Raw genomic sequence first — 21,772 nt, forward strand, 5'->3', positions numbered from 1 at the left:
CCTTTAAAGTATGATAAAATAATTAAGATTTTAGGCTTGAAGGGAGTGAAAAATATGTCAAAAACAGTAGTACGTAAGAATGAATCTCTTGACGATGCTCTTCGTCGTTTCAAACGTGCGGTTACTAAAGCTGGTACTCTTCAAGAAACACGCAAACGTGAATTCTATGAAAAACCTTCTGTAAAACGTAAACGTAAATCAGAAGCAGCTCGTAAACGTAAAAAATTCTAATTGAATACAGAAACAGACTTCGGTCTGTTTTTTGTTTTTTCTCATCCATCAAAGACAAAAAAACCGACCTTCCAGCTAGAAGATCGGATCTTTTTATCTGATTATTTGTTTGCAAGCAAGTCGCGGATTTCAGCAAGCAACTCTTCTTGAGTAGGAGCAGCAGCTTCTTCTTCGACAGCTTCTTCTTTTTTACCAAGGTTTTGTGCTTTTTCAGCAGCTTTAACGATAAAGAAGAGAACAGTTCCAATGACGATGAAGTTGATTACAGCGCTCAAGAAGCTACCGTATGCAACACCGTTCCATGTCAATTCAGCGATTTTATCAACACCAGCAGCTTTCAAAGCTGGGTTCAAAATAAGTGGTGTGATGATATCGTTAACAAGTGATGTCACGATGGCACCAAATGCAGCCCCGATAATCACTGCAACAGCAAGGTCAACAACGTTTCCACGAAGGAGGAAAGCTTTCAATTCTTTTAACATATCCTATATATGTCCTTTCATAATAATTTTTTACTATGATAGTATAACGGAAAAATATGCGACTGACAAGAAATATTCCCAATTTTTTTAAAATTAGTGATAAAGGTTGAAAATCTTTTCTTTTCTGTGTGAAATCGGTAGGAAAAAATTTACTTTTACTAACTTTTAGTATAAAATATAAAGTGATAATCTATGGTAAAATGGAGGCACTGTTTATGGTTGATAAAGAGCTGATTGCAGAAATTAAAAACAGTGTAAACATTGTTGAAGTCATTGGAGAAGTTGTTTCTTTGACCAAGGCTGGCCGTAATTTTTTAGGGCTCTGTCCTTTTCATGGTGAAAAGACTCCTTCTTTTAATGTCGTTGAAGACAAGCAGTTTTACCATTGTTTCGGATGTGGTCGCTCGGGAGATGTCTTTAAGTTTATTGAGGAATACCGTGGAGTCGCTTTTATGGATGCGGTCCAGATCGTAGCAGAAAAAGCGGGTATTGCGCTTCAGTACCAAGCAAGGCCGGCTCAACCAACGTCTATCAATCCCAACCAAGAACTTTATGAGATTCATCAGGAAGCCAGTAAGTTCTACCAGGCGATTCTGATGACGACAAAGATGGGAGAAGAAGCGCGAAATTATCTGCATGAACGTGGATTGACGGATGAGGTCATCCGACATTTTCAATTGGGCTTAGCCCCAGCAGAAGGGAATTATCTCTATCGAAATCTCTCTGAGAAGTTCTCTGAGAAAGTGATTACCGATTCGGGGTTATTCACAATCTCAGATGCTGGAACAGTTTTTGATGCCTTTCAGGATCGGATTATGTTTCCTTTGACGGATGATAGTGGACGTGTCATTGCTTATTCTGGTAGACTGTGGAAACTAACGGATGATGGCAGTCATCAAGCCAAGTACAAGAATAGTCGAAGTACCCGTCTATTTAATAAGAGTTATGAACTTTATCATTTGGATCAAGCTAAGACGAGCGCCAAAAAGCAACATGAAATGTATATCATGGAAGGCTTTATGGATGTCATTGCGGCTTATCGAGCTGGGATTGAAAATGCAGTCGCCTCTATGGGGACAGCCTTGACACCAGAGCACGTCCAGCACCTGTCTCATTTTACCAAAAAGGTCATTTTGACCTATGATGGGGATAAGGCGGGACTTAAAGCAACCGCTAAGGCCTTGGATGTCTTGCAGGATCTGGAGTTGGAGATCGTCCGTATCCCTGATCAGATGGATCCCGATGAGTACCTCAAAAAGACCTCCCCAGAAGATCTAGCTTCCCTCTTGAAGAATTCGCGGATCAGTAAGGTTGAATTCTTGATGCACTACTGGAAACCCCAGTATATTGAGAACTTGCAGGCACAGATTGAGTTTGTCGAGAAGCTGGCACCGATGATCGCCCAGACGCGCTCCATCACAGCGCAAAACACCTATATTTATAAGTTGGCAGATTTATTGCCAGACTTTGATTATTTGCAGATTGAGCAGATTGTCAATAATAGTCGCTTGCATCAACGGCAGGAGGATCAAAGTGGTGGACGATCAAGAACGTCGAATTTTTCAGTCGATCTCCTGCCTAATCGTGGGATGACGCGCTTGATCAAGGCGGAAAATCATTTATTAAGTAGGATGAAAGATTTTCCAATGGTGCTCAATGATTACCGTTTGCGACCTGATTTTGTCTTTGACACACCGGAGTTACAGATCTTGTACCAATTACTCTGTCAAAATGGAGAAGTCACATCTCAGGATTTGTCCGAGCAACCTGAAGGGATCCAGCACGCCTGGTACCGGATGTTAGAAGAAGATTTGCCAGAAGAGATAGCGGATGGTGAATTAGAAGAAGTGGAAGAGACGCGAAATCGTGAGCTTCTTCGCAAAGAAAGTCAACAAATTGGAAATAAAGTGAAGGAAGCTTCCTCGACAGGGGATGCGGAAAAAGCTTTATTGGAACTCGAGCGTTTGATCGCTCAAAAAAGAAGAATGGAGTAGGAATGGCTAAAGAACAAAAAGATATTACAACATTGGACGTTCAAATTGCAGAGTTTATTCGCAGCCACAAGAAAAGTGGAACTGCAACAGATGATGAAATTAATGACAAGTTGGTTATTCCATTCACACTAGATGCAGATGGGATTGAAGATCTTTTGCAACGTATTCAAGATGCAGGAATTTCGATCACGGATAAAGATGGTAACCCAAGTGCGCGTGTGTTGAACAATGAAGAAGAGCCAGAATTGTCAGATGAGGAATTGCTTGGAAGCAACTCTGCCAAGGTCAACGACCCAGTACGGATGTACTTGAAGGAAATTGGGGTTGTTCCTCTTTTGACCAATGAAGAAGAACAAGAATTGGCTATCTTAGTGGAACAAGGTGACTTGGAAGCCAAGCAACGTCTTGCAGAAGCCAACCTTCGTTTGGTTGTATCCATTGCGAAACGTTACGTTGGTCGTGGAATGCAATTTTTGGATTTGATCCAAGAAGGAAATATGGGCTTGATGAAGGCCGTTGATAAGTTTGACTATACCAAAGGGTTCAAGTTCTCTACCTATGCGACTTGGTGGATTCGTCAGGCTATCACTCGTGCCATTGCAGACCAAGCACGGACCATTCGGATCCCTGTTCACATGGTGGAAACCATTAACAAGTTAGTTCGTGAACAACGCAATCTCTTGCAAGAATTGGGACAAGACCCAACGCCTGAACAAATCGCTGAACGCATGGATATGACGCCTGATAAGGTGCGTGAAATCTTGAAGATTGCCCAAGAGCCTGTTTCTCTCGAAACGCCAATCGGGGAAGAAGACGATAGCCATTTGGGAGATTTCATCGAAGATGAAGTGATTGAAAATCCAGTAGACTACACCACTCGTGTGGTTCTACGTGAACAATTAGATGAAGTCCTCGATACCCTGACAGACCGTGAAGAAAACGTCCTTCGTTTACGTTTCGGTTTGGATGATGGAAAAATGCGGACCTTGGAAGATGTGGGTAAAGTCTTCAACGTGACCCGTGAACGGATCCGTCAGATCGAAGCCAAAGCCCTCCGCAAACTCCGCCACCCAAGCAGAAGCAAACCATTGCGTGATTTTATTGAGGATTAAAAATGTCCGGGGGACATTTTTAACGGTCGCCTAGAAATGAAGAAGCGACCCAGATCCTGTGGATCTTTTTAACCCGAGCTAAGCAATTCTATCGAGAGTAACATAACAAAAAAAGGAAGTGTCATATGGCATATACAACTGAGCAAATTGAAGAAATTAAAAATAAAATCTTAAATGCTTTGGAAGAGGTAATCGATCCTGAGCTTGGGATTGACATTGTTAATTTAGGTCTTGTTTACGAGATCCATTTTGATGGTGAAACTGGAGCGACCATTATTGATATGACGTTAACGACCATGGGATGTCCATTAGCGGATCTTCTGACAGATCAGATTCATGATGTTTTAGCAGAAGTAGAAGAAGTGACATCAGTGGATGTGAAGTTGGTCTGGTATCCTGCTTGGACGGTAGAAAAAATGAGCCGCTATGCACGGATTGCACTTGGAATTAGTTAAAAATTCTATTCATCAAAACAAATCAGAGGTTGGGGCTTCCCTAACCTCTGATTTGTTTACACCTGTATTTTTGAACAATCATTTACAAATTCTTAGCAAATTTTCAGATAAAGTTGCAATCATCAAGGGGACAGGGTATAATAGCATAAATAGAAAATAAAGGAGATTTACATGAATCAGTATCCTTTGGTCTACTTGGACCATGTGACAAAGAATTATGGGCATGAAGTTGCTCTCATGGATGTTAGTTTGAACATCCAACCTGGCCGTATTATTGGCCTTTTGGGTCCCAATGGTAGTGGGAAAACAACCATCATTAAATTGATTAATGGTTTGTTGCAACCAAGCCTTGGAAATATCTATATTCATGGGCAATTACCATCCCCAGCTTCTAAAAAAGTGGTTTCCTATTTGCCAGATACAACTTATCTGAATGAAAATATGAAAATTATTGATGCTATTAACTATTTCCAAGATTTTTATGCAGATTTTAATGTCCAACGAGCTTACCAATTGCTCAACGATTTGCATTTGCATCCAAATCAAAAATTGAACAGCCTTTCAAAAGGGAACAAGGAAAAAGTGCAATTGATTTTGGTGATGAGCCGTGAAGCTGACTTGTATGTTCTTGATGAACCAATCGGTGGGGTTGACCCAGCGGCGCGTGATTATATTTTGCGGACCATTATTCAAAACAGACGTCCAAACTCTTCTGTCTTGATTTCTACTCACTTGATTGCGGATATTGAGCAAGTTTTGGATGAGGCCATTTTCATCAACCAAGGAAGAATCCTCTTGCATGAAAATACGACTGTTATGCGCAATCAACACGGAAAATCAATCGATGAGATCTTCCGTGATCAATTCCGTGTTTATTAGGAGGAACCCATGTTTGGTAAATTATTAAAATATGAATTTAAATCGACAGCTAAGTGGTATTTATTGATCACCCTGATTGCACTAGGTTTGTCAGTGATTACAGGTGTTATTGGTGGAAGTGCTACAAACGGTTTTGTGGATATGGAAACCAATAGTATGCAAATCATAACAGGGACTCTTGGGATTCTCATTTTTGGAGGAGTCATTGGTCTTTATCTTAGCAACTACTATATTATTATCCGTCGTTTCTATTCCAACTTATACGGACGTGAAGGTTACTTGACCTGGACTCTTCCAGCTAGCCCCCATGCGATCATTTTGTCAAAATTTGTGGGAGCTTTAGTAGCGAGTCTTTACTGCCTATTCCTTCTATTTTTTAGTGGTTTTATCACAATTATTGTGATGGGTGCTGTCATTGGACAAGACCTCTCTCCTGTATTTAGTATTATCGCTGAGGCTTTTAGTCATTCTATTGCTTATTGGATTATCGTTTGGTGGATTTTTACCACAGCTTCAGGAATCTTACTATTTTATGTATCGATCGCACTTGGCCAACTCTTCCAAAATCGTCGTGGATTTAAGGCTATTCTGTTTTTCTTTCTCTTGTGCATTGTTTTAAGTATCATTGGTACAGCATTTAATCCATTAAAAGATTCATATGCTGTCGGGTCTGCATTGGTTTATGGAAATATTGATGATTTTGGACCTAACTTTATCCCAGGTCTTATCTATGAAGTCATCAAGATTGTTTCTATGTACTTCACGATTCACTATATCAGCAAGTACAAGTTGAATCTTCAATAATAACAGTAAATTGAGCAAGGAGCTTCCCAGTGGAAGCCTTCTTGTTCAATTTTTTCTTTTGCTTTTTTAGCTACATTTTGATATACTAATTGTATTCGTTTTGGGGTCGTTACGGATTCGACAGGCATTATGAGGCATATTTTGCAACTCATCTAGCGGATGTAAAACGCCAGTTAAATATAACTGCAAAAAATAATAATTCTTACGCTTTAGCTGCCTAAACACCAGCAGGCGTGACCCGATTCGAATCGCTCGTGTTTGATGACAGGTCTTAATTATAGCGAGATACGATCTAGCTTGGTCTAGGAGTTAGATAAGAGATTGATAGACTCGCAGGTACAGGGCTTGAGTTATGTGTCATGTAGCTGTTAAAAGAAGACATAACCTATGGTTGTAGACAAATATGCTGGCAGGTGTTTGGACGTGGGTTCGACTCCCACCGGCTCCATCTATAGTTTCTAAAACTTTCTAAAACTTTCTAAAACGTTGTAAAAACAACGTTTTTTGTTTTATACTTTCTATTCCTTTTTGAACCTTTTTGGAACTGGCAGACCCAAAAACAGACCCTTTTTTATCCAAAGGGTCTGTCTTTATGTTATTTGTCTAAAAATCAATATAGTTTGCAAATTTCTCACCAATATCGTCCTTGGCCTCTCTGGTGATGTGAGTATAGATGTTCATGGTTGTTTTTAAATCTGAGTGTCCAAGTCTATACTGGACTTGTTTGAGTGTCATTCCAGCTTCAAAGCATAGGCTGGCATGTGTGTGTCGGAAACCGTGGATCCTAATCGGACGCACATCCGAATCTTTGACAATTTGTTGTAGCCATTTTCGTGGTAGTGTTCCTGGTATTGGTTTTCCTAATTCATTCTCAAAGATAAAAGTAGTAGTAGGATTCATTTCTCTCCACTCTGTGAGTAGTTCACTTGTCTTTTCGTCCAAACTGATCAATCGGTTGCTACTTTTGTTTTTTGTAGGGCCAACAGATTCCCCGTCAAATCCTCTTGTGATGGCTTTATTTATGTTCAGAGTGTTATTGGTCCAATCTTCCCATTTGAGGGCTAAAACCTCCCCTTTTCTGGCTCCTGTGAAGGCTAGAAGACGAAAGAGGACTTTCTTTCTCAATTCATCAGTTTGATCTACTAATTCAAGGAAAGATTTTAGCTCATTCTTGTCGTAAAAATCGCTATCTGTATCTACCTGTTTTCTGACAAGCGTTGTCACGCTCTCAACCGGATTGGTCGAGATGTATCCGTGTCTGATAGCGTATTTACATATGTTATTCATCAAGCCTTTCATCTTACGTCCATAGACCAACTTCTTGGACCAGTCATTGACTTGTTCCTGAACCTGAAGAGGAGTGAGAGAAGAGATTTTTTTATCTCCCAAAGTCGGATAAATATGATTTTTTATATTCCGTTCGGTCTTGATGTAGGTGCTATCCTGTACTGTGTCAGCATATTCCTTGAGCCATTTTTCAGCGACTTCCTCGACAGTGATTTTCTCGACAGTGATTTCCTCGCTGTTTTCAAGATCAATTTTAAGTTGGAGAAGTGCTGCTCTTGCCTTGGCTTTTGTCTGGAAGCCCTGACGCTTGACATACTTATCTTTTCCGTTCTCCTTACCTACGTAAATCCGGAATCTGTAAGCTGTTTCTCCATTTTTCTTTTTATAAGACTTGATTTCCATTGATTTATACCCCATTTCTTGGTAAAATGAGTACATAAAAAGAGACCTTCTATCAGTCAATTTTTATCTACTTTAACGAAATCCTCACACTCAAACTTTGGTCGGGGCGAGTGTGGGGATTTTTGGTTGATAAAATTTTGAAATAAAAAAAGATCTTGTTCTTTGAACAAGACCTTTTCCAAACAGGGAGACGTACTTCACATACGCTTAATTAATCAATCTCTTAACTGTTTGATTTGACAGTGTTTTCTCAACCTGTATACATATTTTACAACACTGCAAGGTCTTATGTCAACTAATTAGTTGACGTTTTTTAAAAAATTAAGGTAGCCATAGATGTATATGTTTAGGTATAGTTCGTAATGAAACGTTGTTTTGAACATATGAATTCCAAATTCTATTCGCTAGAATGTCGGCTGCTTGAATTAGGTAATCATTCTCTGACACACATGACCTAGTTAGAACATTAAAATCTCCTGTAAGTATGGGTGGGTAAAAAGTTCCATAATTAAAATTGTGGATACCTTCGTGTAGTTCCTCAAAAATGCCATCCCCAAGTCCGTATAATCCGTTCGTGGCAAATCCTTGTTGATCAATATTGACGTGGAGTTCGATTTCCTGTTCAGGATCAACCAAACCTTGATCTATAAGAGATTGGAAAAGTTTCTTAACAATACGTCGTAGTGCGTAATCTTTAAAGCGTTGTCTCGATTTTTTATCTGCTAAAATATAACTTTTTAAGTTCGAAATTTTGATTGCCACCGAAAAGCTGAGTTCAAATTTTAAAATTTTGAATAATGAATATCTATCATTAAAATCTGTAAGATTTGAGGCTTTCAATTCAAAATCAAACTCTTTTACTTCTTTAATTTTCGAGACAAGTTTTTTATAACGTCCTTTGGCTTTATTTTTAGCATCATCTCCTATAAAACAATGGCCAGCATATATAAAATAATTTGAGTTATTTTCTAATCTACCTGAATCATCAATAAACAAATGTATCTTCTGTTTCAACAGTTATTCCTCCTTTCTCACTTTTTTACTTTCTTCAATATGAGTTCTTGGATAGTTATATTAGAAAAAAAGATCATCATTTTTCTAATGTATACAACTTTAACTAATTAGTGAATTAAACTCGTCTTTAACCATCATTTCATTTGCGATGGTCCTCAGACTGTATTTTTCCATAAAATGAAGATAATTAAAATCCCTAATATCATCCATTAGCTTTAATTCTTCTTCAAGCAAATGATGAATCATACTCCTGTCAGCCTGCAATTCGCAGTATTCCCTGTTTAGCTCATATTGAGCAGGAGTATGCTCTTTGTGACCCAATTCGTGCAAAGCAACTTGCTTTTGATCTTCAACTGATAAATTAATATCTAACGCTAAAATGTTCAAAGTAGGATTAAAGAAACCAGGACTATGCCAATCACTTCCGTCAAAGTAGCATAGGTTTACACCCTCTTGGGCGCAAAGCTCTTTTACAGTCATAAATGCACCTCTATTTATTTTTTAAGTGTGCCTCCAAGACCGCTGTAATAAAATCAATATCTTCTTCAGTAAGTGGTTTACCATCGAACAACATAGATTGCGCAGCAATGTCTCGAAGGTCAAGCGGTGCAGAAGCATCACCGTTTGTCGCTATATTTGGATTATCTGTGCGTCCCAAGAGGTAGTCGGTGGACACGTTGAAGTAATCTGCGATTTCTGAAATTCGTTCAGTAGACGGTTTGGAATTTTTTAGATTATAAATAGTATTCCTACTATAACCTAGTTTTTCTTCCAATAAATTTATTGAAAGTCCTTGCTTTTGGGCAAGTTCTTTAATTCTGTCAAATGTCTGAAACATTGATTTTTCAACCTTTCTGAGATTATGACAAAAAATATTTAATATTTCACATTAAAACGCTTGACAAAATTAATGCAGAGTATTAAAATAGTTTTTGTAAGTTAATGAGTTGGTAAAAAACAGAGTTAAAACTTACCTAAAAATAAAATAGCTTTGGCGAGCAAGATAATTGATAGATATAACGTTTTATCAAGGTTTTTAATTATGCTTTCATTTTAATACTATACATTAAAATTGTCAAGCATTTTTAAAATAATTTACTAACTCTTTAACTCTACTAAAAAATAAAGGAGGAAAAACATGAGCCAACAACATCGCAAGTGGATCGAGCTTGTAAAAGATCGAATTGAAAAACGTGGATGGTCACAGACGGACTTGGCCATTGTTGTGGGTGTTAGTCCATCAGCTATCACACAACTTTTCAAAGATGGAAAAGGTAGTGATGACTTGAAGCTTCGTATTAACAAAAAATTGCGAATCAATGAGTCATGGGAGAAATTTGAGGAGTAGGAGAAAAGAATGAACGAACTAGAAAGAACAGCCCTCAATGAAATACTGAGGACCGTGACGTATATTGCAGAAAAATTGGATGAATTAGATGCTAGGTTTTCTCAATCAGAAGAAGTGAAAGCCAAGGCTTCATCCGCATCGTAATCAGCTGCGATAAATTGAGCTGCTGAAAGAATAAACTTCTTTAAATCTTGGATATCTTTACCATCATGTCTACGAACATAATGAGTTTCATCATTTCCAATCCAAGCGACGGATTTTGCTAAAGCTTGAATTTTTGGAAAATCATTTAAGTAGTCAGCAATTACTTTCCCTAGCATAATTGATTTGATGTGTTCTTCGTCGGATGGATTTTTGGAAATTGCGTAGTCCTTTATTAGGAACTCAGCGGCTTTGCGATATCCGACGCCTGCTATTTGATTCAATGCCTCAGATTCAGCGACGGTTGCTTGGGAATAGATTTCGACAAAAACAGGAGAAACTTTTTCTATATTTTCAGGGAGTTTTACTTTGATAGGTGGACGGTAGCTGTATTTAGCAATTGAACAAAGTTTAGATATAGATGTGAAAATATACTCGACAGCAAAGTATTTTTTACAAGCTGAGCGTGAGCAACGAAAAGTAACAACAAAGCGAGCATCTCCACTAGAGAAACTGTCCTCGCTATCTGAAACGTATATTATTTCAGGCGAGATATTTTTTCCACAATGTGGACAATATTCAGGGTATTCAAATTTTACCGTCTGGTGACCTGCACCATGGAACGAAACGCTAGCCGTTTTCATATTTTATCTCCAATCGATTTATTATCCTTATTATATCAAATTTAGAAAGGAAAAAGCGTGTGAACGAAATTACTTTATCAAATAATCTATCTCAGATAGAACTGGAAATCAGCCACCACAAACAAATTGCTGGTCAATCGATTTGGGAAATTGGTAGGCGATTGAATCATGTAAAAGAGGATGATCTGGCCCATGGGAAATTTATGGAATGGTTGAATAAGATCAATCTTAATTGGTCAGAGGCGAACAGAATGATGAAGATTGCAAAAGAACTTCCAAATTACTCAACGTTGAGTAATTTAGGTAGCACCGCACTTTACCTCATCGCAACTCTTCCAGACGAAGAGAAAGAGGAGCAGATCCAGCGCATCGAAGATGGTGACACCCCAACAGTACGTGAGCTTCAGGAAGTTAAGAAAAAACTTCAACTCAGCCAACAAGCAAACAAATTTCTAAGGGACGAGAATGAGAAAATCAAGTCTTCCAAGACTGAAGTCAAGGAAACCATCAAGGAAGTCGTCCCAGACGATTACAAGGCCACACAGGACCTTAACAGGCAATTGCTGGAAAAGAATAAGGAACTCTCTAATACCGTGAAAGCCATGGAAGAACGCTCCGAATTTATCGAAAAGCAACTTGCTGACACACTGGCCCAGCGTGAAGAGGTCGATAAGAAATCTGCACAGTATGATGAATTGACACTAGCGATTGAAGAATCGCAAGGGCAACTCAAAAGCGTACAGAAGCAAATCTCAGCCTACAAGAATATCACAAGCCTATTGCAAAAAGGAAACGATTTTTTGGCAAGCATGGGAGGTCTGATTTATGCAGACGAGGAGAAAGTCTTAAAAGCAGACGGGATCATCCGAAATGAATTTGATAGTTTTATCAATCGAGGACTTCGTTTCTTTAACGATCTGAACGACATTCGCAAAGAAAGTAATATTTTGGAAGGAGAATTTGAATAATGAATGAAGTGACAACACAACCTACCGAATTAGTGGTAGAAGATGCAATGATCCATGCACTCCAGGAATTGAAAAAGCTGAAAGAAGGGCAGTCCATCTTATCAGCCGATGTCGATTATCTTAAGAATGAGCAACCAGTCAACCCTTCGGTCTGTTTGGCATTGGAAAAATTGCGTAAGAAGAAAGTCGTAGCCTTACTCGGTGGCAAAGATAGCCAGGCCTACCGTGACCGACATTTTGCACAATCTGTATTTTCTCAGGCCGCTAAAGACTTCAAGGACTACTTCCGGATCCCTCGCTATGATTTGCTGAAGCGCAAGGACGAGGAAAAAGCTTTCGACTATTGGGATAGTTGGGAGCCATCAGCAAATACCAAGCTAGAAATCAAAGCCCGCAACGGACAGATGAGTTTAGTCGGGTAAGGAGGCTTACATGGTTCTAGAATTATTTGGAACTGAATTTAAAGATAAACTCTTTGAAGAGCTGGTTTCACTCAACTTCAAAGCTATGGAAGAAGCTAAGCGCAGATCAAGCAGACATATTACATGGGTGCCGATCAAACAGCTACAGGAAGCAACCGGATGGGGTAGAACTAAACTAGAAGAGTGGAGAGACCAAGGGAAATTTCAATTTCAACAGTCCGGAAAGGGCGGGAAGTATCTCTACAATTTGGAAGATGTTCAGCGATTCTGTCGAACACTACAAAAATAAAAAGCACCCTTTGAAAAAGGCGCTTTGAAAGAACTATAACTTAATTATAACACAGGAATTATTTTTATAAAAGAATATTGGAGGAATAAAAATGTTAGCAGAAATCTTAGTCGGAGTATTAATCATCGTGGTCCTATTTCAAATGATCATCATCAGCTCAATTAGCGAGCGATGCAAAGAATCAAAACGAGAATTGAAAAAGATGATTGCTGAACAGCAACGTATCCAAGAAGCACGAGAAGCAATGCGTTTCGGATATCGTAGATAAGGAGTTTAAATGTTATTAACAATTATTATCAGCTTTTTTTTAACATTAGTTGTTTTAGCGTTGTATTCAAAACATTTAGCAAACGAGTTAAAGAAAATGGAAGATAGAATTGACAAAAAGATATTAATTCTCAAAAACAATATCACAAAATAGTTGGCCAAGTTCTGTCAATGATACGTAAGACTTCTCAATACTTAGTTCTTCATTTGCTGTTAATTCATAATGTGGATTAAGATCATCTAGATATTTTTTGTATTCTTCGTAGTCAACAGAAAAAATTTCATGTGTAAGATATTCACCTTCATGAACATTTATCAAATTATGAGAGCTTAAAATAGTTAATTCCAAATCATAACTTGAAGACCATTCTGATTTAAATAATAAATGAGTTCTTCCCACAGTTCTACTAGCAAATGTATCATTGTTAACAATTTTTGGTTTGCAAATTGTAACGTGACTATATGGATTTTTATAAATCATTTCCAACAATTTAGCTTCTTTAGGTGTCATATTAGAGAGAATGGAACTAAAAATTGGAGTAATATTGCTATTCTTACGACTATCAAAAGAAGCGGCAATTAATTTTTCAAACATAATTCTAATTTCGACCTCATTTAATTGGTATCTCGAGTCTTCAATAGATTTTAAAACGAAACCTATTTTAGAATCATCTCTGTATTCATCTGGAATTTTATTAACCTCATCTTGAATTTCTTTTTGAAAGATTTTTAGATCATGTTCTTTTTGAATGTTGAATTTGCGCACTGGATCTAAAACAATATGGAAGATGCCATCCAACACAGTTCCTAAAGCATTTCCAATTGATGATGCGACAGGTTGCATTAAAGCATCACCAGTATCTGATGAAATTGGGAAGTGATTAAATTCCATATTGTTGTTATTTTGAGAAGTCATATTAAACTCCAATCATTTTTATTTTTATTATATCAAATATAGAAAGGATTAATCAATGGCAGAGAAAACAAATATCCTGCCTCACGATATTCTTGCTGAACAAGCTGTAATCGGATCAATTTTTGTCGATCCAGATAAGATCCTCATTGCTTCTGAATACCTCACAAAAGAAAGTTTTTACAAACTATCACATGGCATTGTCTTTGGAATCATGGAAGATTTATCGGACAAGGGTGAACCAATCGACCCCGTGTCAGTTAAATCAGCACTTGACTCAATAGGCGAATTTGATCGAATCGGTGGGATGGCATTTCTCGCTAGTCTTATTAATGCCGTACCAACCAGTGCTCACATTGAGCATTATGCCAAGGTTGTAGCCGAAAAAGCGAGAGCACGAAAGGTTATTGAAGATCTCAATCAAACGATAGCCAATGTATATGATGGCCAATCAGACCTAAATGACATACTTGTCCAGACTGAACAAGCTTTGTCAAACATAGCAAATGACAAGCAGACTGGATTCCGTCCAATTATTGACGTCATTGATTCCACGCAGTCAATTATTGACGAGCGCTCACAACGTGTTGGTGATGTAACAGGAACACCAACAGGTTTTACAGATTTTGACAATATCACGACTGGTCTACACACTGACAACCTGATTATTCTTGCAGCACGGCCAGCGATGGGGAAAACAGCTTTTGCTCTTAATATCGCCCAAAATGTGGCAATAAGAGCTGGGAAACCAGTGGCAATTTTCTCTCTTGAAATGGGGGCAGAGAGTCTTGTAGAGCGTATGCTGTCATCTGAAGGACTGATCCCGTCATACCATGTAAGGACAGGTAATCTTTCAGAAAGCGAATGGCGCAGGATGATCCTGGCACAGGAGCAACTTGCGAAAGGAAAAATCTATATTGATGACACAGCAGGAATTCAGATCGCTGAGATTCGATCAAGAGCCAAACGATTGTCTCAAGAAACTGGTGGCCTTGGATTGATTGTAATTGACTATCTTCAACTAATTACTGGTAGAGGTCGAGAAAATCGGCAACAGGAAGTGTCTGAGATATCTAGACAGTTGAAGATATTAGCAAAGGAATTGAAAGTTCCAGTAATTGCATTGAGTCAGCTATCTCGTGGAGTTGAACAGCGAAACGACAAAAGGCCCGTGCTCTCGGATTTAAGAGAGTCAGGATCTATTGAACAAGATGCCGATATAGTAGCATTTCTCTATCGAGAAGCTTACTACAATCGTGAGGAGCAGGAGGAACCTGATAATGTTACAGAATTGATCCTTGAAAAAAATAGACACGGCAGTTTAGGAACAGTCAAACTATTCTTTCACAAGGAATATGCGAAATTTTCAAATAAGGAGGCCTGATGAATGGTAACTGAGAATCGTAGATATTACTGGTTACAGCTAAAAGATGACTTCTTTAATTCCAAAGAAATGAAGCTCATGAGAAAGCTTCCTGGGGGAGAAGAAATCACAATCATCTACCTAAAAATGATGCTGGCAAGTCTAGCAGAGCAAGGGAAACTATATTTCGAGGGACTAGCAGAGGATCTAGCAGAAGAACTATCTCTATTGATAGACGAAGATCCAGAAGCAATCAGATTGACACTGATGTTTTTAACGAAAAAGAAATTATTGACTACATCAGACAATTATCAGTTTAACCTCGAACAAGTTCCAGAAATGGTAGGGAGCGAAACAGCAAGCACCCGTAGGGCTCGCAAGCATCGAGAGAATCAAAAAGCGTTGCAATGCAACACCGATGCAACAAAAGGCAACGGAGATATAGATATAGATATAGATATAGATAAGGAGCAAAAAGCTCAATCTGATGTCTATGATGAAATTATCAAATATCTAAATGACAAAACAGGATCTCATTTTAAACCTACTAGCAAATCAACTCAAAGACTCATAAATGGTCGTTTAAGTGAGAATTACTCAATAGATGACTTTAAGCATGTCATTGATGTAAAAAGCCTTGAATGGAAGAATGACTCCAAGATGTCCAAGTATTTAACTCCAGACACGTTGTTTAATGCTACTAAGTTTGAAAAATACTTAAACCAAAAGATGCCTTCGAGTGCATCAACTCAACAACAAGACGAAAGGTTAGGGTTTTAATGCATCAGGATTATGAAGTAGGTTCAACTAGTGAACCAAAAATATGTAATAAGCACGGATCCAAGATGATCAATGCAAAAGTCATGATTAATGGATCCCAGCAATTACTTTACATTTGTCCAGAATGTGAAAAAGAAGGAATCAATGAATTACAGGAACATTTAAAGCAAGAAGCAACTATCCAGTCCGTTCTAGCAAATACATACAAAGTATTTGGTCGTGAGAGCATCTATTCCAAGGAATTAGAAGGCAAAACCCTTGATAATTACGATGCAGGGAACAAGTTGTGTAATCAAGCTTTGAACTTTTCAAAAAGGATGTTGCGAGACTTCCTGAAATTTGAAACAGGAAATGTAATTCTGAGCGGTCCTCCAGGAGTTGGCAAGAGCCATCTATCTATTGGAATAGCCAAAGCATTAAATGAAAAATTCAAAGAATGCAAGCAACCAAAGAGTGTGCTATTCGTTTCGACTTCTGCGCTCTTTTCAAAGATTGAAGAAAGCTTCAATGGTCGAGGAGACTTCACAGAAAGTTATGCTGTGAATCTACTGAGCAATGTTGATTTTCTTTTCTTTGACGATTTAGGGAAAGAAAGCAGTATGAGTGGAAACCTCAAAGAAGCAAATGAGTGGAGACAACGAGTACTGTTTAAAATCTTGGACAATCGCCAAACAACATTTTTTAATACAAACTTATCGAGCAACGATATTAAAACAATTTACAACAAGGCCCTTGCTGACCGGATCTTCAAGGGCGCAAGCAAACATATTTTTAAATTCCCAGAGGATACAGAAAGCAGGAGATATTGATGGAAAACAAACAATTAAAAGATTTAATCGCAAAAGTTCAGCGCTGGTTTTATGACCGAAATTTGCAAACGCAAGATCCAAACAAGCAATTTTTGAAATTGTATGAGGAAATCGGTGAACTATCACGAGGACTAGCAGAGAATGATGAGGAAGTTACAAAAGATAGCATCGGAGACATCACTGTAGTATTAATTGGTTTGACTTTGCAATTAGGAATCAAGACAGAGGAAATTTTCCCAGAAAATAATACATTTGTATTTTCCAATGCAGCAAAGTCAGAAGACTATTTTGTCTTGATGATGGACCAATCATTGGCAGCATATTTTAACCGACAATCATACCAATTAAAAAATGTTGTTTATGAGTTGATGCGAATTTCAGCATTGCTACATCATGACTTCGTTGAGTGCTTGAATATAGCTTACGAAGAAATCAAAGATCGAACAGGAAAATTAGTGGATGGTGTTTGGATTAAGGAGGAACGACTAAAATGACAGAAGAAATTTTAAACAATGGTTTTGACAAAGTAAATAAACCTAATCACTACTGTGGGGAATATGGTCTTGAATCAATTGACATTATTCGTAATTTTGCTGGAGGACAAAAAGAAGTCCGGGGATTTTATTGGGGAAATGTCATCAAGTATCTTTGCCGTTATCAAAAGAAAAACGGATTGGAAGATCTAAACAAGGCAAAGAAGTACTTAGACTGGCTCATCGCAGATTTGAAGCGTGAGGATCTTGAAAAGACAGCGATTGTTAAGCAGGAGTGAAAGTTATGAGACATTATACGAAAAATCAAATGGATCACTTTCGTCAGCAATTACAATTATTGATTTTAGGAAAAGGTTTCACTCGCAAAGAACTCTCTAGAAATCTATGTCGTGGTGAACAGACGATACAAGAGTGGATCACGAAAGACGACATCAATCCCAGCCATGTCCAAGAATTGTGCGAGTATTTCGGCATTGAGGAAAAAACTTTGATGGGTGATCCGGAAATACTTGCCGATTATAAGCTATATGATCGTGATAAGTATATCTGTACAGGGACTTTAAAAGAATTGAGCAGAATCACTGGAAAAGATAGTGCATTACTCAAATATTACATCCACTTAAATGAACAAGGACGAAATGCAGGACATCTAAAATTAGAAAGGGTAATCGAAGATGAAACGTAAAATCGACTGGCTAATCATCAACTTGGTATTACTAGCAGGAATTACATTAGTGATTACTATCAATCTCAACTCCAGATTGGTTGAACAAGAAAACAAAATCAAAGATATGCAGTGGACTGTCCAGGAACACGAACTAAGTATTCAAAGGTTGGCGGAACAAAACACTGCACAAGAGGTAATCCTAAACAAATTAAATCGGGAGTACCAAGCGCAGGAACGTAAAAAGGCAGAAGCAGTTAAGGAAGCTGCTGAAATGAATAATGTAGGAGGATAATAATGATCAACAATGTGACTCTTATTGGTCGATTAACCAGAGATGCAGAACTACGCTACACACCTAGCAATATTGCAACAGCACAATTTAATATTGCATGCAATCGCAATTTCAAGAATGCAAATGATGAGTATGATGCAGATTTCATCAACTGCGTGATGTGGCGAGAACAAGCAGAACGCTTCTGCAATTGGACAAGAAAAGGAATGCTTGTGGGAATTGTCGGACGGATCCAAACAAGAAATTATGAGAACCAGCAAGGACAACGTGTATATGTGACTGAAGTTGTCGCAGATAGTTTTCAAGTTTTGGAAAAGCGTGATAACACTGCAAACCAGAATAGCATGACTGAACAGATGCCACCTAACTATGCAAATCCGATGGACATTGATGAAAGTGATTTGCCATTCTAAAAACAAAAGGAGAAAAACAATGAATAAAAAGATTTTTTTAACAACAGTAGCAACAATCGCAGCAATCGCAACAGCAGGAGGGGTAAAAGCAGATGAATTTAATGGCGATCTCGAAAAAGATAGCATCGGACTTACAGCGGAAACTGGAAACAGCACAAGCGGAACAGAAGCGACTGTTTCAAGTGCGCAGGGAGAACACGAAGGAAATCCTGGAAACATCGAAGGAGATCGAGCAGTTGACGAAGAAGATCCAAGCCGAGGAAGCAATGCAACAAGTTTTGCAAAAGATGGGGACATTATCCGAGTAGAGAACCCAGAAGTCGTGATTGACCAAAGCAAAGGTACAGGGAAGTACCAAGGTTTTACCGTAGAGTATAAAAACGTGCATTTTCCAGACGATATGCAAATCAATCAAGGTGACAAAGTCACATTTAACTTACCAGAAGAAATCACGTTCCAAACGGCTTACGAATTTGATGTAACCAATCCAGACAACAACGTGGTCGGTAAGGCTTCGACTGATCCAGCAAGTCAAACGGTGACTACAGTCTTTAATGACTATTTTGCTAACCATCCACTAAACAAGCAAATGTCATTAAAATTAGATGCCAAATGGACCGATAAGGTTGAAAGTGGCAAGTCTGTCACAGTCAATTTCAACGGTACAGTGGTATCTGCTACAATCGGCAAAGAGCAAGAGATCGGTAAAGATGAATTAATCTCGAAATGGGGCAGTCAAGACAAGGAAGACCCTACGACAATTAACTGGACGATTCGCTTGAATTACGCACGTAAGACATTGAACTACGTTAAATTGATTGACGAAATGAGCGACAATCAGAAATTGGTTGATAACTACTTCGTCATGAACTATGTGGACAGCGTTGATCCGTGGGTTGATAAGGGAAGCGCAATGGACCTCATTAAATCAATGAGTAAATCAGAGCATGGCTTTGAAATCACAATGGACCGCTTGGATCGCATGGTCTATATCTGGTATAAGACCAAGCTGACAAATGCGGTTAAAGATTCAACTAACCCAATCAATAAGGTTGAGTTAAAGGCAGAAAATGAAGGGGCTACTTCAAAGAGTTCGGCTCATCTAGTCGGTGGTAAAGGCGATGCAAGCGGTGAGAATAAGCCAGAGCCAACATTCGAGATCCCGAAAGAATCTCCAAAAGTTGAAATTCCTGAATTTGAAGGGGGAATCCCTGGCATTCCAGAAGTGCGAGAAAAGCCGGAATACACAGAACCTATTGGAACTGTACCGAATGACTCTCCGATTTTGGAAAAGCCAGAGTGGCACGGTGGCACGGTGCCATTTGATGCACCGCAGATCGACAAACCAGAATGGTCTGGCGGAGTGGTACCGAATGAAGCTCCTATGCTTGAATTGCCAGAGCTTGAAATTCCAGACGAACCAGTGAAGCCAACCCCAGAACCAAAAGCAGATCAACCTCAACCAAAACCAGAACCAAAACAAGACAAAACAAACACTCCTGCACCTAAAACTGAAACTAAAAAGGAAACAGTGGAAGTTGTGAACCAGGGTGAAACCAAGCAAGACGAACCAGTTGAAGCATACAGCGCCCCAGCGGTATTGCCTGCTACTGGATCAGATCTTGGATTGTCACTTGTAGCACTTGGTATCTCAATGGCTACGCTTGCCTTTACTTTGAAGAAAAAAGAAAACTAATGTGAGGGGGATTATTCCACCTTGATGAGGAGAAAGAAAATGAATTTAAGTGATTTTATAGCAGGGTGCGAAAGAATATCTAATTTTACGAACGAGGTCAATATTCATAATCTTATCAGTGATTTAAAAATAATAAACGAATCACAAAAAGTAACAGTTCCTAAGTTTATAGATGATTGGATTTTCAAGGCTTAATTGGTAGATAGACGTAGCATACGTTCTGCATTGGAGACAGCTACGATCAGACTTTATGCCAAAAATAGCGATGAGGTTATCGCTTGGTTAAAAGACATAAGCAATCAAGACACCTTTGCCAGAGCTTGGGCAAATGATTACACAGTTGAAAAAGAACCAAAGTATACAGTTAAGTGTAAATCTACTAAACAATACCTTTCTAATGATGAACTAGGTCCACATTTCGATCCAAGTTTTAGATCTAATTTTACAAAATCTGATCTTGAAGAATTAGGTTTAGGTTGGGTGTTCGATTGCGAAGGTATGGAAGTTGAAGAGGTGTGAAAATGAATAAGCAGGAGTTAATTGAGAAATACGAAAAGCTTGAAGGTGTATGTAAGGATCCAGGAGCAGAAATCGCTCGTCTAATTTTTTTAGAAGATTTACGGGAACTAGACGAACTGCAGAAAGTCCAAGTCCCGCAATTTGTGGCGGATTGGTATGAAGCTAACAAAGATGATTTTGAAACCAATCTATTCAGAGCTGTCGATTTAATCCCTAGTGACTACGAAGAAGGCGATTTGAGCGAATTTGAAGAATGGTTGGTAGATGACCACACAGAACCTTTTCAAACTCTAGTAAATATGCACCAATTCGGCTACACAGTCGAGAAAGAGAAGCGGTATACAGTGAAGATGAGAGCAACAAAACAACCGCTATTTTATAACAATCTGGACAAGAGACTATTCTTTTCTTTGGGAGAATTAGCTACTCAATTCACCTTCAAACAACTAGAAGAAGCTGGTTTTAGAGAAGTATTTGATAGCCCGCTGTTTGAAGTTGAGGAGGTAGAAGGATGAATGAGCAAAAAATTTTAGAGACACAATTGATTTTAGGTAAGCAAGTTTTAGAAATTGTATTTGATTTGCTAAAAAACGATTCAAAAACAGGGGTAGTTTTGCCTTTAAATATAAATGGTCGGGATTTTACTATCACAGTTGAGAAGGAGGTGCAAGATGATTCCAAAATTTAGAGCTTGGTACAAAGAATGGAAAGAAATGGGTAGAGTCGGAGAAATAAGATTTGACCTTGATGGTAGCGTATCCGTTGTGCTTTTTAAAGGCAATTATTTAGATGTCAGTGTGCCTAGAGAAAAAATCATTTTCATGCAATCAACAGGTCTATTTGATAAAAACGGAAAGGAAATCTTTGAAAAAGATATTCTTGATTATAATGGCAGAAAGGTCATTGTTAAATGGCATGGGTCTTATGCAAGTTTTATCTACGAGTTTGTAGATGAATTGAAAAATAGAACCACAGAATGGAAACCGCTATATCTCTCTTATTATCACTTTGAAATCATCGGTAACATTTACGAAAATCCAGAATTGCTAGAGGTGGTAGAATGAGACCAAACAGATACCCATACACA

The 21,772-nt window shown here is 38.4% G+C and carries 32 protein-coding genes and 1 other RNA gene; 26 read left to right on the forward strand and 7 right to left on the reverse strand.

Features of this window, described 5'->3' with window-relative positions; genetic code table 11:
- Window positions 1–54 precede the first annotated feature (54 nt).
- A complete protein-coding gene (gene rpsU / locus HMPREF2926_RS04005; protein WP_000048054.1) occupies window positions 55–231 on the forward strand; it encodes a 30S ribosomal protein S21 in 177 nt (58 codons plus the stop codon).
- Between the two features lie 101 nt (window positions 232–332).
- Here the strand turns inward: rpsU and mscL are convergent, their stop codons facing one another.
- Window positions 333–713 (reverse strand): large conductance mechanosensitive channel protein MscL, encoded by a 381-nt coding sequence (gene mscL, locus HMPREF2926_RS04010; protein ID WP_070586563.1) that lies wholly within the window; start codon window positions 711–713, stop codon window positions 333–335.
- Window positions 714–928: 215 nt separating this feature from the next.
- On the opposite strand from mscL, the gene dnaG reads away from it, so the two are divergent.
- The 6 genes from dnaG (at window position 929) to ssrA (ending at window position 6,408) form a co-directional block, all read left to right on the forward strand.
- Window positions 929–2,707: a DNA primase gene (gene dnaG, locus HMPREF2926_RS04015; protein ID WP_070586564.1), complete on the forward strand. Its 1,779-nt coding sequence runs from the start codon at window positions 929–931 to the stop codon at window positions 2,705–2,707.
- Window positions 2,708–2,709: 2 nt separating this feature from the next.
- Window positions 2,710–3,819, forward strand: a complete 1,110-nt coding sequence (gene rpoD, locus HMPREF2926_RS04020; protein WP_021152924.1) for an RNA polymerase sigma factor RpoD — start codon at window positions 2,710–2,712, stop codon at window positions 3,817–3,819.
- A 125-nt stretch (window positions 3,820–3,944) separates the two neighbouring features.
- Window positions 3,945–4,274 carry a metal-sulfur cluster assembly factor gene (locus HMPREF2926_RS04025; RefSeq protein ID WP_004220168.1) on the forward strand — a complete coding sequence of 110 codons (330 nt, stop codon included), beginning with the start codon at window positions 3,945–3,947 and terminating at the stop codon, window positions 4,272–4,274.
- A 171-nt stretch (window positions 4,275–4,445) separates the two neighbouring features.
- Complete coding sequence (locus HMPREF2926_RS04030) at window positions 4,446–5,153, forward strand: ABC transporter ATP-binding protein (RefSeq protein WP_049472179.1); 708 nt, start codon at window positions 4,446–4,448, stop codon at window positions 5,151–5,153.
- A 9-nt stretch (window positions 5,154–5,162) separates the two neighbouring features.
- Window positions 5,163–5,957 (forward strand): hypothetical protein, encoded by a 795-nt coding sequence (locus HMPREF2926_RS04035; RefSeq protein WP_070586565.1) that lies wholly within the window; start codon window positions 5,163–5,165, stop codon window positions 5,955–5,957.
- Window positions 5,958–6,059: 102 nt separating this feature from the next.
- Window positions 6,060–6,408: a transfer-messenger RNA gene (ssrA, locus tag HMPREF2926_RS04040) on the forward strand.
- Window positions 6,409–6,560: 152 nt separating this feature from the next.
- Here ssrA and HMPREF2926_RS04045 read toward each other — a convergent pair.
- The 4 genes from HMPREF2926_RS04045 to HMPREF2926_RS04060 all read right to left on the reverse strand — a co-directional run bounded on the left by HMPREF2926_RS04045 (window position 6,561) and on the right by HMPREF2926_RS04060 (window position 9,498).
- The gene (locus tag HMPREF2926_RS04045; protein WP_070586590.1) at window positions 6,561–7,646 is read right to left on the reverse strand and encodes a tyrosine-type recombinase/integrase; all 1,086 of its coding nucleotides are present in this window, start codon (window positions 7,644–7,646) and stop codon (window positions 6,561–6,563) included.
- Between the two features lie 321 nt (window positions 7,647–7,967).
- The gene (locus tag HMPREF2926_RS04050; RefSeq protein WP_070586566.1) at window positions 7,968–8,660 is read right to left on the reverse strand and encodes a DUF3800 domain-containing protein; all 693 of its coding nucleotides are present in this window, start codon (window positions 8,658–8,660) and stop codon (window positions 7,968–7,970) included.
- A 99-nt stretch (window positions 8,661–8,759) separates the two neighbouring features.
- Window positions 8,760–9,140 carry an ImmA/IrrE family metallo-endopeptidase gene (locus HMPREF2926_RS04055; protein WP_070586567.1) on the reverse strand — a complete coding sequence of 127 codons (381 nt, stop codon included), beginning with the start codon at window positions 9,138–9,140 and terminating at the stop codon, window positions 8,760–8,762.
- Between the two features lie 10 nt (window positions 9,141–9,150).
- Window positions 9,151–9,498 carry a helix-turn-helix domain-containing protein gene (locus HMPREF2926_RS04060; protein WP_031575324.1) on the reverse strand — a complete coding sequence of 116 codons (348 nt, stop codon included), beginning with the start codon at window positions 9,496–9,498 and terminating at the stop codon, window positions 9,151–9,153.
- Between the two features lie 300 nt (window positions 9,499–9,798).
- On the opposite strand from HMPREF2926_RS04060, the gene HMPREF2926_RS04065 reads away from it, so the two are divergent.
- Complete coding sequence (locus HMPREF2926_RS04065; RefSeq protein WP_031575328.1) at window positions 9,799–10,008, forward strand: helix-turn-helix domain-containing protein; 210 nt, start codon at window positions 9,799–9,801, stop codon at window positions 10,006–10,008.
- Between the two features lie 101 nt (window positions 10,009–10,109).
- On the opposite strand, the gene HMPREF2926_RS04070 is transcribed toward HMPREF2926_RS04065, so the two are convergent.
- Complete coding sequence (locus HMPREF2926_RS04070) at window positions 10,110–10,793, reverse strand: DUF4145 domain-containing protein (protein ID WP_070586568.1); 684 nt, start codon at window positions 10,791–10,793, stop codon at window positions 10,110–10,112.
- 59 nt (window positions 10,794–10,852) lie between these two features.
- Here HMPREF2926_RS04070 and HMPREF2926_RS04075 point away from each other — a divergent pair, with 59 nt between their 5' ends.
- The 4 genes from HMPREF2926_RS04075 to HMPREF2926_RS11155 all read left to right on the forward strand — a co-directional run bounded on the left by HMPREF2926_RS04075 (window position 10,853) and on the right by HMPREF2926_RS11155 (window position 12,740).
- The gene (locus HMPREF2926_RS04075) at window positions 10,853–11,761 is read left to right on the forward strand and encodes a DUF3102 domain-containing protein (RefSeq protein WP_070586569.1); all 909 of its coding nucleotides are present in this window, start codon (window positions 10,853–10,855) and stop codon (window positions 11,759–11,761) included.
- On the forward strand, window positions 11,761–12,183 hold the full coding sequence (locus HMPREF2926_RS04080; RefSeq protein WP_070586570.1) for an ORF6C domain-containing protein: 423 nt from the start codon (window positions 11,761–11,763) through the stop codon (window positions 12,181–12,183). The genes HMPREF2926_RS04075 and HMPREF2926_RS04080 overlap by 1 nt, the downstream gene beginning before the upstream one ends.
- Before the next feature lie 10 nt (window positions 12,184–12,193).
- A complete protein-coding gene (locus tag HMPREF2926_RS04085) occupies window positions 12,194–12,472 on the forward strand; it encodes a hypothetical protein (RefSeq protein ID WP_070586571.1) in 279 nt (92 codons plus the stop codon).
- 91 nt (window positions 12,473–12,563) lie between these two features.
- Window positions 12,564–12,740: a hypothetical protein gene (locus tag HMPREF2926_RS11155; RefSeq protein WP_157915963.1), complete on the forward strand. Its 177-nt coding sequence runs from the start codon at window positions 12,564–12,566 to the stop codon at window positions 12,738–12,740.
- Window positions 12,741–12,863: 123 nt separating this feature from the next.
- Here the strand turns inward: HMPREF2926_RS11155 and HMPREF2926_RS04090 are convergent, their stop codons facing one another.
- Window positions 12,864–13,655: a DUF4393 domain-containing protein gene (locus HMPREF2926_RS04090; protein ID WP_070586572.1), complete on the reverse strand. Its 792-nt coding sequence runs from the start codon at window positions 13,653–13,655 to the stop codon at window positions 12,864–12,866.
- A 55-nt stretch (window positions 13,656–13,710) separates the two neighbouring features.
- Here HMPREF2926_RS04090 and dnaB point away from each other — a divergent pair, with 55 nt between their 5' ends.
- Genes dnaB through HMPREF2926_RS04150 form a run of 14 tightly spaced genes read left to right on the forward strand, consistent with a single transcriptional unit; the run spans window position 13,711 to window position 21,749 of the window.
- Window positions 13,711–15,036 carry a replicative DNA helicase gene (gene dnaB / locus HMPREF2926_RS04095; RefSeq protein WP_070586573.1) on the forward strand — a complete coding sequence of 442 codons (1,326 nt, stop codon included), beginning with the start codon at window positions 13,711–13,713 and terminating at the stop codon, window positions 15,034–15,036.
- A gap of 3 nt (window positions 15,037–15,039) precedes the next feature.
- On the forward strand, window positions 15,040–15,795 hold the full coding sequence (locus tag HMPREF2926_RS11160) for a conserved phage C-terminal domain-containing protein (RefSeq protein WP_070586574.1): 756 nt from the start codon (window positions 15,040–15,042) through the stop codon (window positions 15,793–15,795).
- Window positions 15,795–16,604, forward strand: coding sequence for an ATP-binding protein (locus tag HMPREF2926_RS04105; RefSeq protein ID WP_070586575.1), 810 nt, complete (start codon window positions 15,795–15,797; stop codon window positions 16,602–16,604). Before HMPREF2926_RS11160 ends, HMPREF2926_RS04105 begins: the two co-directional genes overlap by 1 nt.
- Window positions 16,604–17,098, forward strand: a complete 495-nt coding sequence (locus HMPREF2926_RS04110; protein WP_070586576.1) for a MazG-like family protein — start codon at window positions 16,604–16,606, stop codon at window positions 17,096–17,098. Before HMPREF2926_RS04105 ends, HMPREF2926_RS04110 begins: the two co-directional genes overlap by 1 nt.
- Window positions 17,095–17,376 (forward strand): DUF3310 domain-containing protein, encoded by a 282-nt coding sequence (locus tag HMPREF2926_RS04115; RefSeq protein ID WP_070586577.1) that lies wholly within the window; start codon window positions 17,095–17,097, stop codon window positions 17,374–17,376. Before HMPREF2926_RS04110 ends, HMPREF2926_RS04115 begins: the two co-directional genes overlap by 4 nt.
- Before the next feature lie 5 nt (window positions 17,377–17,381).
- Window positions 17,382–17,783, forward strand: a complete 402-nt coding sequence (locus tag HMPREF2926_RS04120) for a hypothetical protein (RefSeq protein ID WP_070586578.1) — start codon at window positions 17,382–17,384, stop codon at window positions 17,781–17,783.
- Window positions 17,773–18,057 (forward strand): hypothetical protein, encoded by a 285-nt coding sequence (locus HMPREF2926_RS04125; protein WP_070586579.1) that lies wholly within the window; start codon window positions 17,773–17,775, stop codon window positions 18,055–18,057. The genes HMPREF2926_RS04120 and HMPREF2926_RS04125 overlap by 11 nt, the downstream gene beginning before the upstream one ends.
- 2 nt (window positions 18,058–18,059) lie before the next feature.
- Window positions 18,060–18,470, forward strand: coding sequence for a single-stranded DNA-binding protein (gene ssb, locus HMPREF2926_RS04130; protein WP_070586580.1), 411 nt, complete (start codon window positions 18,060–18,062; stop codon window positions 18,468–18,470).
- Between the two features lie 19 nt (window positions 18,471–18,489).
- Window positions 18,490–20,166 (forward strand): SIALI-17 repeat-containing surface protein, encoded by a 1,677-nt coding sequence (locus tag HMPREF2926_RS04135; protein WP_070586581.1) that lies wholly within the window; start codon window positions 18,490–18,492, stop codon window positions 20,164–20,166.
- 39 nt (window positions 20,167–20,205) lie between these two features.
- Entirely contained in the window at window positions 20,206–20,361 is a 156-nt protein-coding gene (locus tag HMPREF2926_RS11165) for a hypothetical protein (RefSeq protein ID WP_176745530.1), read from the forward strand.
- Entirely contained in the window at window positions 20,362–20,685 is a 324-nt protein-coding gene (locus HMPREF2926_RS04140; RefSeq protein WP_070586582.1) for a DUF1642 domain-containing protein, read from the forward strand.
- A gap of 2 nt (window positions 20,686–20,687) precedes the next feature.
- The gene (locus tag HMPREF2926_RS04145) at window positions 20,688–21,200 is read left to right on the forward strand and encodes a DUF1642 domain-containing protein (RefSeq protein WP_070586583.1); all 513 of its coding nucleotides are present in this window, start codon (window positions 20,688–20,690) and stop codon (window positions 21,198–21,200) included.
- Window positions 21,197–21,373 carry a hypothetical protein gene (locus tag HMPREF2926_RS11170; RefSeq protein ID WP_176745531.1) on the forward strand — a complete coding sequence of 59 codons (177 nt, stop codon included), beginning with the start codon at window positions 21,197–21,199 and terminating at the stop codon, window positions 21,371–21,373. Before HMPREF2926_RS04145 ends, HMPREF2926_RS11170 begins: the two co-directional genes overlap by 4 nt.
- Window positions 21,357–21,749 (forward strand): YopX family protein, encoded by a 393-nt coding sequence (locus HMPREF2926_RS04150; RefSeq protein WP_070586584.1) that lies wholly within the window; start codon window positions 21,357–21,359, stop codon window positions 21,747–21,749. The genes HMPREF2926_RS11170 and HMPREF2926_RS04150 overlap by 17 nt, the downstream gene beginning before the upstream one ends.
- Window positions 21,750–21,772: the final 23 nt, after the last annotated feature.

The organism is Streptococcus sp. HMSC078D09 (assembly GCF_001813675.1).
In the GTDB taxonomy this organism is placed as follows: Bacteria; Bacillota; Bacilli; order Lactobacillales; family Streptococcaceae; genus Streptococcus.

Excerpts from the sequence above, each read along its gene's own strand:
- HMPREF2926_RS04120 (WP_070586578.1), top strand. The coding sequence starts at position 17,382 with ATGAGACATTATACGAAAAATCAAATGGATCACTTTCGTCAGCAATTA.
- mscL (WP_070586563.1), bottom strand. The coding sequence starts at position 713 with ATGTTAAAAGAATTGAAAGCTTTCCTCCTTCGTGGAAACGTTGTTGAC.
- HMPREF2926_RS04135 (WP_070586581.1), top strand. The coding sequence starts at position 18,490 with ATGAATAAAAAGATTTTTTTAACAACAGTAGCAACAATCGCAGCAATC.
- HMPREF2926_RS04055 (WP_070586567.1), bottom strand. The coding sequence starts at position 9,140 with ATGACTGTAAAAGAGCTTTGCGCCCAAGAGGGTGTAAACCTATGCTAC.
- HMPREF2926_RS04110 (WP_070586576.1), top strand. The coding sequence starts at position 16,604 with ATGGAAAACAAACAATTAAAAGATTTAATCGCAAAAGTTCAGCGCTGG.
- HMPREF2926_RS04035 (WP_070586565.1), top strand. The coding sequence starts at position 5,163 with ATGTTTGGTAAATTATTAAAATATGAATTTAAATCGACAGCTAAGTGG.
- HMPREF2926_RS11160 (WP_070586574.1), top strand. The coding sequence starts at position 15,040 with ATGGTAACTGAGAATCGTAGATATTACTGGTTACAGCTAAAAGATGAC.
- HMPREF2926_RS04060 (WP_031575324.1), bottom strand. The coding sequence starts at position 9,498 with ATGTTTCAGACATTTGACAGAATTAAAGAACTTGCCCAAAAGCAAGGA.
- HMPREF2926_RS04085 (WP_070586571.1), top strand. The coding sequence starts at position 12,194 with ATGGTTCTAGAATTATTTGGAACTGAATTTAAAGATAAACTCTTTGAA.
- HMPREF2926_RS04045 (WP_070586590.1), bottom strand. The coding sequence starts at position 7,646 with ATGGAAATCAAGTCTTATAAAAAGAAAAATGGAGAAACAGCTTACAGA.
- HMPREF2926_RS04145 (WP_070586583.1), top strand. The coding sequence starts at position 20,688 with ATGAATAAGCAGGAGTTAATTGAGAAATACGAAAAGCTTGAAGGTGTA.
- HMPREF2926_RS04030 (WP_049472179.1), top strand. The coding sequence starts at position 4,446 with ATGAATCAGTATCCTTTGGTCTACTTGGACCATGTGACAAAGAATTAT.
- ssb (WP_070586580.1), top strand. The coding sequence starts at position 18,060 with ATGATCAACAATGTGACTCTTATTGGTCGATTAACCAGAGATGCAGAA.
- HMPREF2926_RS04025 (WP_004220168.1), top strand. The coding sequence starts at position 3,945 with ATGGCATATACAACTGAGCAAATTGAAGAAATTAAAAATAAAATCTTA.
- rpsU (WP_000048054.1), top strand. The coding sequence starts at position 55 with ATGTCAAAAACAGTAGTACGTAAGAATGAATCTCTTGACGATGCTCTT.
- HMPREF2926_RS04115 (WP_070586577.1), top strand. The coding sequence starts at position 17,095 with ATGACAGAAGAAATTTTAAACAATGGTTTTGACAAAGTAAATAAACCT.
- HMPREF2926_RS04080 (WP_070586570.1), top strand. The coding sequence starts at position 11,761 with ATGAATGAAGTGACAACACAACCTACCGAATTAGTGGTAGAAGATGCA.
- HMPREF2926_RS04090 (WP_070586572.1), bottom strand. The coding sequence starts at position 13,655 with ATGACTTCTCAAAATAACAACAATATGGAATTTAATCACTTCCCAATT.
- HMPREF2926_RS04125 (WP_070586579.1), top strand. The coding sequence starts at position 17,773 with ATGAAACGTAAAATCGACTGGCTAATCATCAACTTGGTATTACTAGCA.
- dnaG (WP_070586564.1), top strand. The coding sequence starts at position 929 with ATGGTTGATAAAGAGCTGATTGCAGAAATTAAAAACAGTGTAAACATT.
- dnaB (WP_070586573.1), top strand. The coding sequence starts at position 13,711 with ATGGCAGAGAAAACAAATATCCTGCCTCACGATATTCTTGCTGAACAA.
- HMPREF2926_RS04070 (WP_070586568.1), bottom strand. The coding sequence starts at position 10,793 with ATGAAAACGGCTAGCGTTTCGTTCCATGGTGCAGGTCACCAGACGGTA.
- HMPREF2926_RS11165 (WP_176745530.1), top strand. The coding sequence starts at position 20,206 with ATGAATTTAAGTGATTTTATAGCAGGGTGCGAAAGAATATCTAATTTT.
- HMPREF2926_RS04065 (WP_031575328.1), top strand. The coding sequence starts at position 9,799 with ATGAGCCAACAACATCGCAAGTGGATCGAGCTTGTAAAAGATCGAATT.
- rpoD (WP_021152924.1), top strand. The coding sequence starts at position 2,710 with ATGGCTAAAGAACAAAAAGATATTACAACATTGGACGTTCAAATTGCA.
- HMPREF2926_RS04150 (WP_070586584.1), top strand. The coding sequence starts at position 21,357 with ATGATTCCAAAATTTAGAGCTTGGTACAAAGAATGGAAAGAAATGGGT.
- HMPREF2926_RS11170 (WP_176745531.1), top strand. The coding sequence starts at position 21,197 with ATGAATGAGCAAAAAATTTTAGAGACACAATTGATTTTAGGTAAGCAA.
- HMPREF2926_RS04105 (WP_070586575.1), top strand. The coding sequence starts at position 15,795 with ATGCATCAGGATTATGAAGTAGGTTCAACTAGTGAACCAAAAATATGT.
- HMPREF2926_RS11155 (WP_157915963.1), top strand. The coding sequence starts at position 12,564 with ATGTTAGCAGAAATCTTAGTCGGAGTATTAATCATCGTGGTCCTATTT.